The 16647-nt window shown below is 67.9% G+C and carries 14 protein-coding genes and 3 pseudogenes; 9 read left to right on the top strand and 8 right to left on the bottom strand.

Annotation, left to right across the window (positions count from 1 at the left end; translation table 11 throughout):
- Window positions 1–14: 14 nt before the first annotated feature.
- A pseudogene (locus GKC29_RS05330) lies at window positions 15–119 on the bottom strand (thiol reductase thioredoxin); the annotation flags it as partial.
- A 711-nt stretch (window positions 120–830) separates the two neighbouring features.
- Between GKC29_RS05330 and GKC29_RS29485 the strand changes: the two are divergent.
- Window positions 831–972 (top strand): annotated as a pseudogene (locus GKC29_RS29485) (IS5/IS1182 family transposase); the annotation flags it as partial.
- Between the two features lie 65 nt (window positions 973–1037).
- The gene (locus GKC29_RS05325) at window positions 1038–1499 is read left to right on the top strand and encodes a MarR family transcriptional regulator (RefSeq protein WP_155329756.1); all 462 of its coding nucleotides are present in this window, start codon (window positions 1038–1040) and stop codon (window positions 1497–1499) included.
- A gap of 187 nt (window positions 1500–1686) precedes the next feature.
- Here the strand turns inward: GKC29_RS05325 and GKC29_RS29845 are convergent, their stop codons facing one another.
- Both GKC29_RS29845 and GKC29_RS30490 read right to left on the bottom strand, forming a co-directional pair.
- Window positions 1687–2022 (bottom strand): hypothetical protein, encoded by a 336-nt coding sequence (locus GKC29_RS29845; protein WP_230688928.1) that lies wholly within the window; start codon window positions 2020–2022, stop codon window positions 1687–1689.
- Complete coding sequence (locus GKC29_RS30490; protein ID WP_370463351.1) at window positions 1962–2303, bottom strand: MBL fold metallo-hydrolase; 342 nt, start codon at window positions 2301–2303, stop codon at window positions 1962–1964. The genes GKC29_RS29845 and GKC29_RS30490 overlap by 61 nt, the downstream gene beginning before the upstream one ends.
- A gap of 144 nt (window positions 2304–2447) precedes the next feature.
- Between GKC29_RS30490 and GKC29_RS05315 the strand changes: the two genes are divergently transcribed.
- Together GKC29_RS05315 and GKC29_RS05310 are read left to right on the top strand one after the other, a co-directional pair.
- A complete protein-coding gene (locus tag GKC29_RS05315; RefSeq protein ID WP_155329755.1) occupies window positions 2448–3491 on the top strand; it encodes a P1 family peptidase in 1044 nt (347 codons plus the stop codon).
- Between the two features lie 331 nt (window positions 3492–3822).
- Window positions 3823–5115, top strand: a complete 1293-nt coding sequence (locus GKC29_RS05310; protein WP_196255813.1) for a polysaccharide deacetylase family protein — start codon at window positions 3823–3825, stop codon at window positions 5113–5115.
- Between the two features lie 87 nt (window positions 5116–5202).
- Here the strand turns inward: GKC29_RS05310 and GKC29_RS05305 are convergent, their stop codons facing one another.
- The 3 genes from GKC29_RS05305 to GKC29_RS05295 form a co-directional block, all read right to left on the bottom strand.
- Complete coding sequence (locus GKC29_RS05305) at window positions 5203–6228, bottom strand: aldo/keto reductase (protein ID WP_155329753.1); 1026 nt, start codon at window positions 6226–6228, stop codon at window positions 5203–5205.
- Between the two features lie 150 nt (window positions 6229–6378).
- Window positions 6379–6744, bottom strand: coding sequence for a hypothetical protein (locus tag GKC29_RS05300; protein ID WP_155329752.1), 366 nt, complete (start codon window positions 6742–6744; stop codon window positions 6379–6381).
- Window positions 6745–6856: 112 nt separating this feature from the next.
- Window positions 6857–7780: a hypothetical protein gene (locus GKC29_RS05295; RefSeq protein WP_155329751.1), complete on the bottom strand. Its 924-nt coding sequence runs from the start codon at window positions 7778–7780 to the stop codon at window positions 6857–6859.
- A 635-nt stretch (window positions 7781–8415) separates the two neighbouring features.
- On the opposite strand from GKC29_RS05295, the gene GKC29_RS05290 reads away from it, so the two are divergent.
- The 3 genes from GKC29_RS05290 (at window position 8416) to GKC29_RS05280 (ending at window position 12237) form a co-directional block, all read left to right on the top strand.
- Window positions 8416–9942, top strand: coding sequence for a glycosyltransferase (locus tag GKC29_RS05290; protein WP_196255812.1), 1527 nt, complete (start codon window positions 8416–8418; stop codon window positions 9940–9942).
- Entirely contained in the window at window positions 9836–10831 is a 996-nt protein-coding gene (locus tag GKC29_RS05285; RefSeq protein ID WP_230688927.1) for a glycoside hydrolase family 26 protein, read from the top strand. The genes GKC29_RS05290 and GKC29_RS05285 overlap by 107 nt, the downstream gene beginning before the upstream one ends.
- 149 nt (window positions 10832–10980) lie before the next feature.
- Entirely contained in the window at window positions 10981–12237 is a 1257-nt protein-coding gene (locus tag GKC29_RS05280; RefSeq protein ID WP_155329748.1) for a nucleotide sugar dehydrogenase, read from the top strand.
- 31 nt (window positions 12238–12268) lie between these two features.
- Here GKC29_RS05280 and GKC29_RS05275 read toward each other — a convergent pair.
- Both GKC29_RS05275 and GKC29_RS05270 read right to left on the bottom strand, forming a co-directional pair.
- Window positions 12269–13383, bottom strand: a pseudogene (locus GKC29_RS05275) (IS630 family transposase).
- A gap of 86 nt (window positions 13384–13469) precedes the next feature.
- Window positions 13470–13850: a YccF domain-containing protein gene (locus GKC29_RS05270; protein WP_155329747.1), complete on the bottom strand. Its 381-nt coding sequence runs from the start codon at window positions 13848–13850 to the stop codon at window positions 13470–13472.
- A 124-nt stretch (window positions 13851–13974) separates the two neighbouring features.
- Here GKC29_RS05270 and GKC29_RS05265 point away from each other — a divergent pair, with 124 nt between their 5' ends.
- Window positions 13975–15291: a hemolysin family protein gene (locus tag GKC29_RS05265; protein ID WP_155329746.1), complete on the top strand. Its 1317-nt coding sequence runs from the start codon at window positions 13975–13977 to the stop codon at window positions 15289–15291.
- A gap of 245 nt (window positions 15292–15536) precedes the next feature.
- Window positions 15537–16622 carry a sporulation protein gene (locus tag GKC29_RS05260; protein ID WP_155329745.1) on the top strand — a complete coding sequence of 362 codons (1086 nt, stop codon included), beginning with the start codon at window positions 15537–15539 and terminating at the stop codon, window positions 16620–16622.
- Window positions 16623–16647: the final 25 nt, after the last annotated feature.

The raw sequence follows: 16647 nt of genomic DNA, 5'->3' as shown, positions 1-16647 counted from the left end.
GGCTGGTCAGCTCCGTGCTTGTGCACGGCCAGCTTCTTGCCGACGTCCTCCATGTCGAGCGCCTCGACCTGCTGGATGAGGTTCTCCAGGGCCGATTCGGGGAGGCCGCCTGAACCTGCCGCTGTTGCCCTCGCCTCGATCGCACGCCGATGTGCCATCGACAGACACGCTCAAACGCCCGCAAGCATCGATGCTTGCCGCTGGAATCGGTGATCCACTTCGCCCCCGCTGCCAAGACCAACCCGGACCCACCCGCACCCCACCGGACGGGCCGGGACGTAGGGATGCTCGTCGGACGAGCAGCCACCGAGCAGCCACAGGTCCACAAGGGACGAACAAGCAAAGGGACCTGGCCCACGTTTCCGCAGGTCAGGCCCTTGTAATCTTGCGCGCCCGAAGGGACTCGAACCCCTAACCTTCTTGATCCGTAGGCGGAAGGGGAGGCTGCCCCTAACCTGCGCTTGTGCCAGCTTGTCCAGATTCGGTATGTAGCATTGTCGGCGGAACGTGACGCTAGACCGCGCTTCCCCCATGCAATGTGCCACCTGAGTGGCACGATTGCATTCATATGTATCGGTCGGTTTCGCGCGGTAGCGACTGCCGCTGGTCGAGCCTTGATGGGCAGCCGCTACTCGCTCTGCCGTCGGGCGGACACTTGCCGCACGGCGAACAGCCGGTCGGCGGCCCAGCCGTCCTCCTGCTCCCAGGCCACGATCAGCGTCGTGAGGGCTTGGCCTGCTCGCGGTGGTCCCAGCCCGCCCAGCCGACCAGCGGCGACGGGCCACCGTCGCGGCTGGCACCTGCGTACGAGACGAACCGCTCCTTGGGCAACGCGGGATCGGATCCTGGCCGCGACGCAAGGTGCATGACGACGGGATACCGGTGCAGTGGACGATCAGCGTCGACTCGTCGATCGCGCGGGCGCGTCAGCATCCCGCCGGCGTCCGCAAGAGGGTCTCCTCAACAAGTCCGACTTGACCTCAAGCTTCCTTGAACTTCTACCGTGGCGAGGTCTGTGGAACTGGTCAGAAGGAGCCATGAGCGTGGTTTTGAAGGAGTACTCCCAAGACAAGCTTGCCTCCCAGCCCATCGGCTACTGGAGCGGCGAGGCATACCGCAGAGTGGTCGGACGCATCCGGGCGGAGCTCGCTGTGGAGGATCTCACCCAGCCGCACTGGTGGACGCTCAACCATGTCGCTGGCTCCCCCGGCACCTGGAGCCGCGCCGACCTCGCCGAACGGCTCGCCCCGTTCGATGACCTCGGTATCGATTTCGACGAGGTGTTCAACGACCTGATCGCTCGTGGATGGATGAAGGAAAACGGGGGAACCTTGACGCTCACCGAGCCGGGCGAGGCGGGACGGCTCCGCGCCAAGGCACGAAACGCACGGGCTCACGAGCAGATGCACGAAGGCATCGGGACCGCCGAGTACGTCGCGGCCCTCAACGTCCTGCGCCGCATGATCGCCAACCTGGGTGGTAACGGCGACCTCCCCTAGGTGTTCGACGTCGGCTGTGGCGTGTGAGCTGGCTTGACGAACTGGGCGCGGGTCGGAGATCGAAATGGGCGAGGTCTCCGGTAGATGGTTCATCGACCAAGAAGAATGACACCGGAGACCTTGGACACCCTGGCGGTGACCGGGCGGTTCGACCGCCATCCGACGGGACGCATCCCCATCCTCGCGGTCAGCCGGAAAGGGTGGCGAGCAGTTCCCGGACCTCCTGCCCGGTGCGCGGATGATTGTGGCTGTCGACATACCAGTCGAAGCGCCCAAACTTGCCCTCGTCGAGCAGCGACCGGATCAGCTCCCCGTCGTACGTGTCACCCGGCTGCCGCAGATGATACGGCGGCGGATAGAAACAGTCCCCGAGCAGCACGCCGGAGTCCGGCACCGCGACCACCGTCGAGTCCTCGGCATGCCGGCCACCGACGTGGCGAACCTCAACCCCACCCGGCAGGGTCAGCGCGTCGTCGAACTCGGTGCACGGCGGCACGACGGCGAAACCGTCCCAGGAGACCATCGCCCAGGCCCGGGCCCGGAAGCTTGGCCCGAGCGGAGATCGGCGGCCACCTCCTCGCGCAGATACCGGTGCCCCCACGGACGTCGGGCCTCTGCCTGCAGGATGCGTGCACCGGTCCGGTGTTCGATGACCTCCACGTCCGGCCAGGCGCACGCCCCCCAGACGTGGTTCCAGTGGTGATGGGTGCAGACCAGCCGGCGTGGTGCCGGCAGTCCGGCCGCCTCGATCTCCGCTCGGATCCGCCGGGCGGCCGCCGGGCTGTTGCCGGCGTCGACCAGCACACTTCCCGACTCGTCCGCGATAACCGCGACCCCACCCTGGATGTTGTCGTGGTCCTCGTCGTGCGAATACCACCACACTCGACCGGCCAAATTCCGCAACGATCCTTGCGTCGCACGCACGGCAACAACGACGACAGGAGCATCATGAACCAGGTCAGCCGCCGCGCCCGAGACCTCGGGGTCGTCGTAGGGCCGCTGTCTACCGGGCCGCACAACGCGATCACCGACGTCCCCGGGATCCTCGTCGGGCACACCACCATCGACGACGGCGCCGACCTGCACACCGGTGTCACGGCAGTCGTACCGAGCCAACTCGGCCCCGGACGGTGGACGCTGCCGGCCGCCGTGTACTCCGGCAACGGCCACGGGAAACTCGTCGGCTCAACCCAGGTGGACGAACTCGGTGTACTGGAGTCACCCATCGTCCTGACCGCCACCCTGTCCGTCTTCCGGGCCGCGGACGCGCTGCTGACCTACCTGATAGACCGCCGACCGGACGGCCTGTCGTTCAACCCCCTGGTAGGCGAGACCAACGACGGCCACCTGTCGGACATCCGCCGCCGCCCGATCACGGAGGAACACGTGCTCGCCGCTGTCACCGGGGCATCCGACCAACCGCCGGCGGAGGGCTGCGTCGGGGCCGGCACCGGTACCACGGCCCTGGGCTTCAAGGCCGGCATCGGCACCTCGTCGAGGACGGTACGGGTCGCCGACCGTCCGGCGACGGTCGGCGCCCTCGTCCAGTCCAACTTCGGCGGAGTGCTGACCGCCCTCGGCGTCCCGCTGCCGGCCGACGAGCTGATCCCGGACGCCGACCGAGTCGAGCCACCCGGCAACTCGTGCATGATCGTCGTGGCCACCGACGCGCCCCTGGACGCCCGGCAGCTCGGACGCCTCGCTCGGCGGGCGGTCTTCGCGATGGGTCGGGTCGGGGCGTCCTACAGCAACGCCAGCGGCGACTACGCGATCGCGTTCAGCACGGCTCAACCGGACCAGTCACCGATCCCCGACGGGGAAATCAACCCGGTCTTCGCCGCCGTCATGGACGCGGTTGAGGAAGCGCTACTCAATTCGCTCTTCACCGCCGCCACCACCACTGGCGTGGGCGGTCATACCAGTCACGCTGTTCCGCACCGAGCCGTGATCCGGCGGTTGTCAGCGGCCGGCCGGATAGCGGCGCCAGCCTGACTCCCGGGCTGGCGAGGACCGGCACCGGGGACGCCTCGTCCGGTCGACTCCCGTCGATCACGTGACGGGCGTTCGCCTGCTCGGAACTCTGCACGCTCGAGGTCACGATTTATCTCATTCCATCCGCACTCGGCGGATGTCGAGCATCTCGCGCCTCCGCACATTCCAGCCAGGAAGATCGTCAGGTAACGTGAGACCACCTTGCGAACCTGCCCGCCGGGTCAGGCCCAGGGGGGCATCGGCTCTCGGTGCAGCCGCAGAGCCTGCCGGGCTCCGGTGGGACCATCTGGGATCGGCAAGGACGTCCAGTGAGCGCGGAGGACAATTCTCAGTGCCGATCATCGCACCGCGATCAGCTCCAGCATGGGCTGCGGCGAGCTGGAGAGAGAACTTCCAGCCGGGCCACGGCTGGACCGCCACGGGCGGCAACGTCGGGTGGTCGAACCTCAACGACACCAGCGAGTTCGTACGCGGCACGCAGTCCGCCACGATCAACACCGCCGGACGCGCCACCGCGAACGGAGCCACCGCGGACCAGGCCAACATCCAAAGGTTGGGCGGGGCGCCGCTTGACCTGACCGGCAAGGCGATCCGTCTGCTGTTCAAGGTCTCCGACGTCACCCGGCTGCGATGGATCAGCTTCTACGTCGGGACGTCCGGCCTGGCCAACAACTTCCGGTGGCGGGTCCACACCCATACGACCAGCCAGAACTGGGTGCAGTCCGGCGAGTGGGTGCTGGTCACCCTGCAGTGGGGAGACGTCCAGACCGCCTCCGGGGCCTTCTCTCTCTCACCCGCCCGTGTCCCGTCCACGACGTCCGGGTTCACCGACCTCCGGTTCCAGGTGATCGACGCCGGCACCGGTCCCGTCACCGTCCGACTGCAGTCGGTCGAGCTCGTCGACGACACGACGGTGACCTACCCGGACGGTCTGGTGTCGATAACCTTCGACGACTCCTGGGCCGACGTCTTCGACAACGCCCGCCCAGCGATGGACGCCTACGGATTCCGGGCAACCACGTACACGATCGCCGACCAGATCGGCAAGCCGGGGAACTACACCATGGCCCAGCTGCAGGCGGCGCAGAACCTGTCCGGGTGGGAGGTGGCCGGACACGCGTACCAGAACGCCGCACACGAGGCACGGTACGACGGTTTGACGGCGGCCGAGGTCGATGCAGACGCGGGGAATCTGCGGGCGTGGCTGGTCGAGAACGGCTTCCACGGCGACTCGTTCGCCTACCCCGGCGGGCGTTTCGGGCAGACAACGGACGGTGTGAGTATCGAGGCGATCGTCTCGCGCTACTTCGCCGCCGGACGGTCCATCATCTCCGCCGACAACCGTGAGGCCACACCGCCTCCGATGCCACGCCGGCTCCGATCCCTCACCGGGATCAGCTCAGTTTCCAGCGGCGCGGCGAACCCCGCTTCCCTGGCCGGCCCTGGCGGGCTCCTCGACCGCGCGCAGCTGTCCGGCGGCTGGCTCATCCTGTGCTTTCACCGCGTCGTCACCACCTCTCCTAAGGACAACATCGAGTGTCACCGGGACGACTTCGCGGCGATCATGCGGGCTATCAACGTTCGGGGCATGACGGTCCTGCCGGTCGCCGAAGTCATGAGGTGAGCACCCCGCCGCACACCTTCTGACGGTGTGGCGGCGGTGGGAGCGACCGACGTCGTGGGCGTGCCGACGGTCTTCGCCGGAGCGCCGCTACCCGTCCGCGAGACGAGCGAAGCCGGCGAACCCGGCCATGTGCTCCACCATCCGCGCACGCTGGTCGTCGTCGGGAAGTACACCTCGCAGGACCGACATGTTCTCCTCAGCGTGTGCCGGGTTGCCGGTGGACTGGAGGACGACCGTGACGGCCGGGTGTGCCAGGACGTACTTCAGGAAGAATCGAGCCCAGGTCGTAGCACCGAAATCCGCCGCCCAGTCCGGCAGGTGACGGCCCTCGACCAACCGGTGCAGGCGGCCTCCCTCCATTGGCATCGTGACGATGACGCCGATGCCGTACTCGGCGGCGAGCGGCAGGAGCTGCTCCTCGGCCGACCGGGTGAGGAGGGAGTAGCGGATCTGGATGACGTCGACATCGAAGTTCCGCATCATGACTTCGATCGCCGGGTAGTACCGGGTCGAATGATGGCCGACGCCGACGTAACGGGTCCGTCCCGCACTCTTCCACCGGGTCAGCATGGGAACGACAACCTCAGCGCTTGCCAGGTCGGGCACCTGAAGGACGTCGACCCGGTCGCGTCCGAGCCCGGCCCTGACAGCTCGCCACTGGCGCAGCATGTCGTTCTCCTCGAAGCCACCCGCGGCTGGCAGCTTCTGGGTCACGAACAAGTCACTGGTCGCGCCGAGAGCGGTGGGAACCTCACCCCCGGAAGGATCGGAGTCGCCGTACAGCCGGGAGGTGTCGACCACCCGGCCACCGGCCTCGCCGTAAACCCGCATGACATCCGGCAACTGAGCACGCCCGGCCCCGGATCGCGTGCCGGAGCCTGGCACGACACCGAGGCCGATCGCGGGAAGTCGTTCACCGGTACGGCCTATGGTGCGAACGATGGCATCGCGGCGGGCTGCCACCGACCCGGTCGAGGCACCGTGCGCGGCCTGTGCCTGACCGCCGACCCCGGGAACGACGAGCGTGGCCGCTCCGGCCGCGCCTGCTGCCAACAGCCTCCGCCGAGTGGGCCGGCCAAGCAGGGACGCGCTGTAGTCATCCACGAATGTCACGCCGCTCCGCCACGTGGGCAGGATAGCCGAAACCTCAGCGAGGATCCTCTCGGGTCGGATCCTGGCCGGCACGCCGGTCGACCAGCTCGAGGCAGGCGCGCCTGCCGCTACCCAGTCCCCGTCGGGGACGGCGCCGGGACCAGCCGCGACTCAGGAGGCAGCCAGCCACTGTCGGGCGCTCTGCAGCGGAACCGCGAAGAACGTCGCGTTACCCCATCGGATCGTCTGTCCGGGCTTGTCGATCGGCTCGATCATCCACGCATCGACGATACGGCGACCATCGATGTTCACGCTGTCGCCGCCGCGGCCGTCCGCGAACTCGATGCCGCGCAGCCATCCAACGCCATCCGGGTCGCCACGCTGCCCCGCGGAGAACTCGACGACCAGGTCACCGACGCGCGGCCGCTTCATCCGCTCGCGCAGCTCGGCGCTCAGCCAGGGTACGCCGGGGCTGAGAGTTGAGCACCACAACTCGTTACCGAGCACGGCGATCAGTTGGGTCTTGCTGATAGGCACGGTAGAGATTATCTCACGTCCGGTGCGACCAGGTGAAATCCATGATCCACGCCCCGCCCGGTCCCCGCCTGGACGGCCCGCGAAGGACGATCGGTGAGTCGCACGTGCCTCGTCACGACGGCCGCGTCGAGGCCACCACCTTCGGACCGGTACCGGTCTCGCGCTTCTGGATCACGAGGTCGCCGAAGTGCCTTTCGACCAGGTCGGTCCGGACCTGTTGGGTGCGGGGATCGTCCGCCGCAATCGCACTGCCGTCCGCGTTCGCGATGAGGCAGTACACAAGGTAGTGGCCGCGTACGTCCCACGCCACGTTCGCGGCGGCACGACTGATGATGTCCGACGCACCGCCCGCGACCAGGCCGCTGAACCGGCCCTTTCCCGCATCGACGGCATCCTTGATCGCGACCGACGCCTTCTCGGCCTTCCGATCGGTTTCGAGGTTGAAGACGCCGGTCGTGATGACAAGGGCTCCATCCGACGACATCAGCGTGGCCCGTACCACCTGGGTGCAGCCAGCCGTCGCCAGGATCTCCGCGATGGCTCCACCCGCGGCCACCTTGCACTCGGTCGACGCCTGCGTCTTGAGGATCTTGTACGGTCCCCGGCCCTCGGCACCGGGAATCGTCCCGGAGCCGAAGACCTCGGTCGCGGTCAGCGGCACCGGGTCGACCTTCTGGTCCGCGACCCTGCGCTCCTGTTCGGTGCGAGGCGCATCCGCCGCGCTTCGCAGGTGATACCAGCCGGCACCGCCGCCGGCCACCAGCATCACGAGGACGATGACGAAGACGAGGGGCCTGCGCGATCGGCGCCGGGCCGGGGATCCCGCGTCGGCCTGCTCCGGCCTGCGGGAGCTCGCCTGGGTCTGGTGCCGGGCCGCTCCGTACAGCTGCTCCGGCTCGCGGCGGGGAACGGCGCCGTGTTCACCCGATGGGACGCCGTAGACGGCGCCGCTGCCGCTCAAGCCCGGATCGCGGCCATACGCCTGATCGGTGGCACCGTACTCGCCGCCTCGATACGGACCGCTCCGCTGGGCCACGTCACGCCGCGACGCCGAAGACCGTGGCGGTGAACTGAAGCCCGCCGGCATCTCCGCCTGGCCACCCTGGTGCGGCGGCGACCCGCCAGGATCCGGGTGGGGCCGGCGGTTGCTGGGCCAACCCTCGCCAGCCCATTGCGAAGGCTGCCCGTAGGAGGGCTGCTGCCGCCGAACGTCGCCGTGCGGGGAAGTACCGACGCCAGAAGGATCGTTCCGCTGGTCCCAGGACGGCCCCCGACCACGTGGGGGCGAACCCTCGCCGTAGCCGTACGTCATGCCGCACACCGTAGCGGAAGAACGCGGGGAGGAACCCCCCCAGGGATCTGCGACCCCCACACCGCCCGGCCGGCGGCTCTCCGTGGCGCTCACGAACTGCCATATGGCCCACAAATTGGATGAAGCCGCCGGAAGAATTAGCAATGCGAAGGATTTCCTGCTCCGCCGTCCGGGGGACAGTGCCCGACCGCCATCTCTGTGTAGCATGTCCGGGCTGCTACGGGCTGCCGTCCCTTGATCGAAAGCTAGGTTCGCGTGCCTCCCCATCTCGGGTTGTTCGAAATCCTCCTTGCCGCGGTCGGCGTCGTAACGCTTTTCGCGACGTCCGTGCGCCTCTTCTGGCGACGCGGGAAGAAGCCGTGAGCAAGGCCTCCAAGACCGCACGGTGGGTCCCTGGCCGCGCGCTGCCCGCCGTGGTCCTCATGCTCGGCGCCTCCTCGCTGTGGCTCTTCCACCACGTGACCCGCATCGAGGACCCGACCACCAGCCTGTCCGCGTTCGAAGTCGTCTACACGTTCGCCTTCGTCGTGTACTTCCTGCACCTTGTCCTCGCGACCTTCGACCGCCCCAGACGCGTCACCGCCAAGCAGGCGGCCGAGCTGGCGAAGTTGAGGGTCGTGGCGGTCGTGCCGCTCTACAACGAAGACGTCGATGCCGTCATCGCGACCATCCGCGGCCTTCTCGCGCAGACCCGCCTGCCCGACGCGATCTATGTGCGGGACGACGGGTCGAACAAGGTGGACTACCTGCCCACCGAGCTGTGGGCTACCGACGCCGCGAACACGGTGGGGGTCCCACTCGTCTGGGTGCGCGACCGAAACCGGGGCAAGCGAGCGACCCACGTCGCCGCGTCCCTACGCTTCGCCGGCTGGGCGGACGCCTACCTCACGATCGACTCCGACTCGGTCCTCGCGCCGGACGCCCTCGAGAACTTGATTAAACCGCTCGCCGATCCCAAGGTGATGTCGGTCGCCGGAGTGTTCCTCACCTACAACCTGAACGGGCCGATCGCCCGGGCCGTGGATCTGATCACCACAGCCTCGCAGTTGACTGACAGGTCCGCCACGTCGGCGCTGGGGTCGGTGCTTGTCAACTCGGGCGGGATCTCGCTGTACCGCGCGCGCGTGATCGACGAGTGCCGCCTCGGCTACTCCAACGAGGAGTTCTTCGGACGACGGGTCGAGTTCTCCGACGACTCCTACCTGACGCTTCAGGCGTTGCTCCGGGGCAAGACCGTCCAGCAGTCGAACGCTTTCGCCTTCTGTGTCATGCCGGAGCGCCTCTCCAACCACCGGCGCCAGTTCATGCGTTGGCTGCGAGGATCGTTCATCAGATCTTTCTGGCGCTTCAAGTACCTGCCGATGAACCGGATCGCGTACTGGCTGCACGCGCTGAAATGGGTCCAGGCCATCGCGTCGACCATCGTCGTGTCGTCACTCTTCGTGGTGAAACCGGTGGCCGATGTCGTCGCGTGGGCGCGCGGCGCGGGGACCGACGCGTTGATCGCGGATGCGAAGCTGCTGCTGCTGACGCTCGGGATGCTGATCGTGCTCGGCTACGTCCAACTGTTGCGGATCTTCACGGTTCGGCGGTCCGACCAGAGGATGCCCGCCCAGTTGGGTTGGTTCCTCTTTCTGGCGCCGATCGCGATCCTGTGGCAGTGGTCGGTGTTGCGGGTGTGGCGGCTCTGGGCCATCGCCTCCTGCATGCGTTTCAAATGGGGCACTCGTCAGCAGGTCGAGGTCGAGATCGGGGGGGACCATGAGAAGGTACTTGCTGGTGCTGCCGCTGCTGCTACTGGCTGGATGCGCGATGAAACCGTCATCCATCAGTTCGGAGGGCCGGCAGTCCGCAGTTGCCGCAACAGATCCGGCTCTGCGAGCTAGCGCGATTCGTGCCGACGTCTCCATGCTGCGGACGGACAAGCCCGCATTCGGTGTGACCTCGGAGCAGGACGCTGCGGAAGAGGCTGACCGGACAGCGAAAGAGATCGGATGCCGGCCGGTGTGGCGCGGGGTCTACGCCTCCATCGGAGCCCCGTTCGAGTTGTCCAGGCTGACAAATGCTGCGGGTATCCCGTTTCTCACGGTTCAGCCGAAGGATCTGGGCCCGGCCGTGGAGCAGAAGTCATGGTCGCTCGCGGCCACCGTGGCGGGCAAGAACGACGCCAAGCTGCGTGCCGTCGCGGACACCGTTGTGGAGTACGGCGACCTGGTGGTCATCCGCTATGCGCCCGAGATGAACGGGGACTGGTCACCGTGGGCGGCCGGTGTCAACGGCAACACCCCGTCCCTGTACGTCAAGGCCTGGCAGCACGTGGTCACGCTGTTCCGCGAGGCCGGTGCGACCAACGTCCTGTGGCTCTGGGCTCCGAACATCATTCGCGGCGCCACCGTCGAGGGCGTCTCCCAGTTCTGGCCCGGCGACGAATGGGTCGATCTTATCGGCTTCACCGGTTACGGAGTCAACAGCTCCGTCTTCGGATTCGAGTCGTCCGCAGGGCAGACGTTCGATCCCACCATGAAGCTGCTCGCTCGCCTCTCGAAGAAGCCGGTCGTCCTCGCCGAGACCGGCGTGGAGGGGAGGGAGAAGGACCGGTGGATGGCCACGTTGGGCCCCTGGTTGCGCGCCCACCCGAATGTCATCGGCCTGATCTGGACCCAGGCGCCGCCGCCGCACTCCAGTGCAGACTGGCGATACAACAACACGCCTCGCAACATGAAGGCATTCAAGAAATCTGTCGTCCCGCACCTGGGCTGCGCTCGCAGCAGATAGGGGCGCATTGTCTCGTGGGCGCGGCGTGGAACGTTCACGACTAATCGACGTTGGTTGAGTTTCGGCAACATCATCCGGTTCGGGTGTCGCTTGAACCGGCTCGTTACGGCTGGGCATACGGGGCCTGGTCACCCAGCAGAGGAGCGACCGTGAGTGTCGACGTAGTTGTTATTGGGCTCGGATACGTGGGGCTTCCGCTAGCCCGTGAGGCGACATCGGCGGGCCTGTCGGTGATCGGATTCGACGTCAGTGCACCGTTGGTGAAGGCACTCAACGATGGCCGGTCACACGTCGATGATCTGTCCGATGACGACGTCGTCCAGATGAGGGAAGGCGGCTTCCGCGCGACGACCGACGAGGGCGAGATCGCTGCCGCCAAGGCGGTGGTCATCTGTGTCCCGACACCGTTGTCCGCCGAGGGCGGGCCCGACCTCGGTGCGGTCCAGTTGGCCACCGAGGCCGTTGCCCGCAATCTCCGCCCCGGGATGCTCGTCGTTCTCGAATCAACCACGTACCCCGGCACCACCGACGAACTGGTGCGTCCCATCCTGGAGGCTGGCGGCCTGATCGCCGGCACGGACTTCCACCTGGCGTTCTCGCCGGAGCGCATCGACCCGGGCAACAAGGAGTTCGGTCCACGCAACACGCCCAAGGTCGTCGGCGGCCACACGCCGGCATGCACGGAAGCCGCGGCGGCCCTCTACGGGCGTTTCGTCGACACGGTCGTGCGTACCAAGGGAACCCGGGAGGCCGAGACGGCCAAGCTGCTCGAGAACACCTACCGGCACGTCAACATCGCGCTCGTCAACGAGATGGCCAAGTTCTGCCACCGACTCGGTATCGACCTGTGGGACGTCATCCGCGCCGCGTCGAGCAAGCCGTTCGGATTTCAGGCCTTCTACCCCGGGCCGGGTGTGGGTGGTCACTGCATCCCGATCGATCCGAACTACCTGAGCCACAACGTGCGGGTGAAGCTCGGCTACCCGTTCCGGTTCGTCGAGCTGGCGGAGGAGATCAACGCCACGATGCCGGCGTACGTGGCAAGACGCGCCCAGAACATCCTCAACGAAGCCGGGCTGGCGACGACCGGCGCGAACATCCTGCTGCTGGGTGTCACGTACAAGGCGAACATCGCAGATGAGCGCGAATCCCCGGCCATTCCCCTCGCTCGTGACCTCAACGGTCTCGGTGCGAAGATCAGCTACCACGATCCGTTCGTTGCGGAATGGCAGCCGGGCATCGGCGTCATGAAGGTCGATGATCTGGAAGCCGCGGTCGCGTCGGCTGACCTCGTGATCCTCGTCCAGCACCATCGTGACTACGATGCTGACCGGCTCGCCGCGTTGGCCAAGCGCTTCTTCGACACGCGCGGCATCACGCGCACCGATGACGCGATCCGTCTCTAGTGCCGTGACCACGAACGTTGACGGTGTGGGGTCAGGCTGCGCGGGTGGTGGGTTGGCCCCAGCGTCGTTGTCGTTCGCTGCGGATGCGGGCGCGTTCGCGGCGTTGGGCGGCCAGGACGTCGGGGTGGCGGGCGTTGGCGTTGCGCCACCGCAGGTAGGCCTGCAGCCGCCGGGTCAGCACGGTGTGGTTGGGGTGGTTCGAGCCGGCGATGACGAAGGTGCGTAGCGGCCCGAACTGGGCCTCGATCGGGTTGGCCCAGGAGGCGTATGTCGGGGTGAAGCAGAGCTCGACCTTGTTCCGGGCCGCCCACCTGCGGATCTTGAGGCCTTTGTGCGCGGATTGTCCAGGATGACGTAGATCGGCGCGCCGTCCGGCCGTGCGGCGCGGATCGACTTCAAGGCGGCGAGGGTGTTCGCGGCGCTCTTGCGCCTGCGGACGACGCCCCAGAGTTGGTCGTCGCCGACGCTGTAGCAGCCGTGGAACTGCCGGACTCCGTACAGCTTGTGGTAGTTCGCGGGCAGCCGGTGCGGATGGCCGGCGGGCGCCCACCCTGTGCCGGCCTGAGGGCGGATCACCAAGGGCCCGAACTCGTCGAAGGCGAACGTCCGCTGCGGGAAGTGGCTGCTGACGTACTCGATCCGGGCGAGCTTGACGTCCCGGTCAGGGTCGGTGGACTCCTTCCACGTCTTGGTCCGCTGGAAGGTGATCCGGTGCCGGTGCAGGAGCTGCCGCAGCCGTTCCCGCCCGATCCGGACCCGCCGGGTGGCATGCAGGCGCAGGTGGTCGGCGAGCTTGCGGATGCTCCAGCGGATGAACGGCCGCCCCAGTTTCTCGGGTCGGGTGTTGGCCGTCTCGACGATGAACTGTTCCTCGTCGCTACTGATCTGGCGGGGACGGCCACCCGCCCACTGAGGGTCCAGGCTGGCCATCCCCATCTCGTTGAACCGGTGGATGACCTGCCGGATCGTGTCCTCATCGGCCTGCACGAGACGGGCGATGGCCGGCACCGTGTTCCCACCGGCCGAGGCGAGCACGACCATGGCCCGCCGTAACCGGATCGGCGAGCCGGTACCTCTACGAGTGATCCTCAGCAGCTGCTGACCCTCCTGGTCACTGAGCCGCCGAACGCGAACGGGTTCTGCCACCGCCACAGCCTGACCGCCACAACGCCGCCCGGCCGACAGGCCGGACGGCGTGTCATCCAACACCGTGAACGTTCGTGGTCACGGCACTAGGGGGCGTCGATGACCTCGCGTCCGAGAGGCCAGAACGCGGCGGGGACGAGCTTGAAGTTGGCGATGCCGAACGGGATGCCGATGACCGTGAGGCAGAGCGCGATGCCGGCGAGGATGTGGGACAGGGCCAGCCACCAGCCGGCAAGCACCACCCAGAGGACGTTAGCCAGTCCGGAGGCGACCCCGGCGCCGGGTTTGGGAACGAGGGTGCGGCCGAACGGCCACAGGGAGTAGACCGCCAGGCGCAGCGACGCGACGCCGAACGGGATCGTGATCACCAGTACGAAGCAGATCAGCGCGGCGATGCCGTAGCCGGCGGCGAGGACGATGCCGCCGCCGAAGATGAGCCACAGCACGTTGAGCACAAACCGGATCATGTTCTGAGCATGACCGACGCCTGCCACCTGGCTGGCGCTGCCGACAGGGCGATCAGCATGGTGTGTCCGGGGCGGCTACGGTTGGTGCTCCGGAGGGTCCGGTCGAGGAGGCGTCGAACAGGCCGTGGGCGGCTATGGCGTGCAGGTCACGCTGGTGTTCGTGTTGGTGTTGGTGAACGCGGTGTTCGCGGGCAGCGAGATGGCGTTGGTGTCGCTGCGGGAGAGCCAGTTGCAGCGCCTGGAGCGGACCTCCCGGGCGGGGCGGGTGCTAGCGCGGTTGGCGCGGGATCCGAATCGATTCCTGGCCACGATTCAGATCGGTATCACCCTGGCTGGGTTCCTGGCCTCGGCGGCCGCGGCGGTGTCGCTCGCGGCACCGCTGGTGGGGCCGCTGGGGTTCCTGGGGTCGGCGGCAGAGCCGGTAGCGATCGTCATCGTGACGATTCTGCTGACCTTCGTCACCCTGGTGCTGGGTGAGCTGGCGCCGAAGCGGATCGCGATGCAGCGCGCGGAGAGCTGGGCGCTACTGGTCGCCCGCCCCCTCGACGCGTTGTCGGCGTTCTCCCGCCCGGCGGTGTGGCTGCTAAGCAAGGCCAGCGACGCGGTGGTGCGGCTGACCGGTGGAGACCCGCGCGCCCGGCGGGAAGAGGTCACCACCGAGGAACTGCGGGACATGGTCGCCGCGCAGCGCAACCTCACTCCCGAACACCGGATGATCATTTCGGGGGCGTTCGAGGTGGCCGAGCGGATCCTGCGGGAGATCCTCGTCCCGCGCCGCGAGGTGGTCACCCTGTCCGAGTCGCTGTCCGCGCCGCAGGCGCTGCGGGAACTGGCCGCATCGGGGCAGACCCGCGCCCCGGTTGTCGGTCGCGGCGGACTCGACGACACCGTAGGCGTGGTGCACATGCGCGACCTGCTCGACCAGGACGGCCCGGTCGGCGAGTACGCCAGCCCTGCGGTGTATCTGCCGGAGACGTTGAAGGTGACCGAGGCGATCCGGGAAATGCGGTCGCAGCGGCAGCAGTTCGCCCTCGTGGTGGACGAGCGGGGCTCCATCGACGGGATCGTGACGATGGAGGACCTGGTCGAGGAGATCGTCGGGGAGATCTACGACGAGACCGACCGGGACGTGCAGGCCGTCGTCCGGGAGGCGGAGGGGTCGCTGCTGATGTCGGGTGGTTTCCCGCTGCACGACTTGCCGGACGTGGGCATCGATCTCGAGGAGGACACCCTCGAGGCCGGCGACTACACCACCGTGGCGGGCCTGGTCCTGGCGCACCTCGGTCACATTCCGAAGACGCCCGGTGAGGTGGTTGAGCTGCCGGGCCTTACCGCCGAGGTGGCCGAGGTGACGGGGCGGGCCATCACCCGGGTACGCCTGCGGACCACGCCGACGCGCGCCGACGGCCACGAGGGCGGCGAGGACGAGGCGAGTTCCTGAACGGGCCGGATCGGCGACTACCGCAGAGGTGGGATGGAACCCGCCTCTGCGGTAGGGTCACGCCGGCCCTGCCCAACAGTAACCATGCGGATGCACTCAGCTACTTCTCAGGTGGCGTTGGTAGTTTCCCGGCGCAGCGGCATCCATTATGGAGGTCGTTGATCTCGTTGCGGCGCAAGGATTTGCGTGGAAGTTCCACCGGATCCGGGCGTCGCACGGTCGTGTGGTCGTCGAGGGAGAGGTCCGTGGTGTTCAAGAAGATGCTGGGCGCGTTCGGGGTGGGCGGCCCCAGCGTCGATACCGTCCTGTCCAATCCGAACACCCGCCCGGGCCTGATGCTGGGCGGGCAGGTGAACCTGACCGGCGGCAGCCACGATGTAGAGGTCGACCACATCACCGTCGGCCTGGTCACCCGGGTGGAGGTCGACGGCGCGGAGGAGGAGTACGACGCCCTCGTCGAGTTCCACCGCGTACAGGTCGCCGGTGGCCTGCACCTGCGCGAAGGCCAGCAGTTGTCGCTGCCGTTGCAGGTGGCGATGCCGTGGGAGACCCCGGTGACCGACCTGTACGGGCAGCACCTGCACGGCATGACGATGGGCCTGCGCACCGAGGTGGCCATCCGCGGCGCGGTCGACAAGGGCGACCTGGACCCGGTGTACGTGCATCCGCTGCCGGCGCAGGAACGCATCCTGGAGGCCTTCGGCCGACTCGGCTTCGGGTTCAAGGGCGCCGACCTAGAACGCGGGCACATCTCCGGCCTGCACCAGAGCCTGCCGTTCTACCAGGAGATCGAGTACTACGCCGCCCCCCAGTACGCCCACACCGTCAACGAGGTCGAACTGACCTTCGTCGCCAACGAGCACGGCGTCGATGCCGTCCTCGAATTCGACAAGCGCGGCGGCCTGTTCACCGGAGGCCACGACTCCTTCGGCCGCTACCACGCCGCGCACGCCGACGCCGACCGCGTCGACTGGGCCGCGCAGGTCGACACCTGGGTCCGCCAGGCCCTCGACGGCTACCAGAGCCTGCACGCCGGCCACGGCTACGCCCCGCCCGCCCAGGGCTACGGCGCCCCCGGCTATCCGCCGCCCCCGCCGCCCGGCTACGGGCAGCCCGCCTACGGCGCCCCCGGCCACGGGCACGCCGGATACGGCCACCCCGGCGGCCACTACAAGGATGAGCACCACCACGAGCGGCACGGCGGCCCCGGTATGGGCGCCGTCGCCGCGGGTGTGGTCGGTGGCGCGGCGCTCGGCTTCGCCGGCGGCATGGTCGCCGACGAGGTCTTCGACTCCTTCGGCGACGACGAGGGCGGCGACGAGGAAGCCTGAACCCCTCCAATCCACAGTGGAAGCG

This window comes from Micromonospora sp. WMMC415 (assembly GCF_009707425.1).
Lineage (GTDB): Bacteria > Actinomycetota > Actinomycetes > Mycobacteriales > Micromonosporaceae > Micromonospora.
The sequence above is the reverse complement of the archived record's forward strand: the minus strand, read 5'-3'. Positions and strand labels throughout refer to the sequence as shown.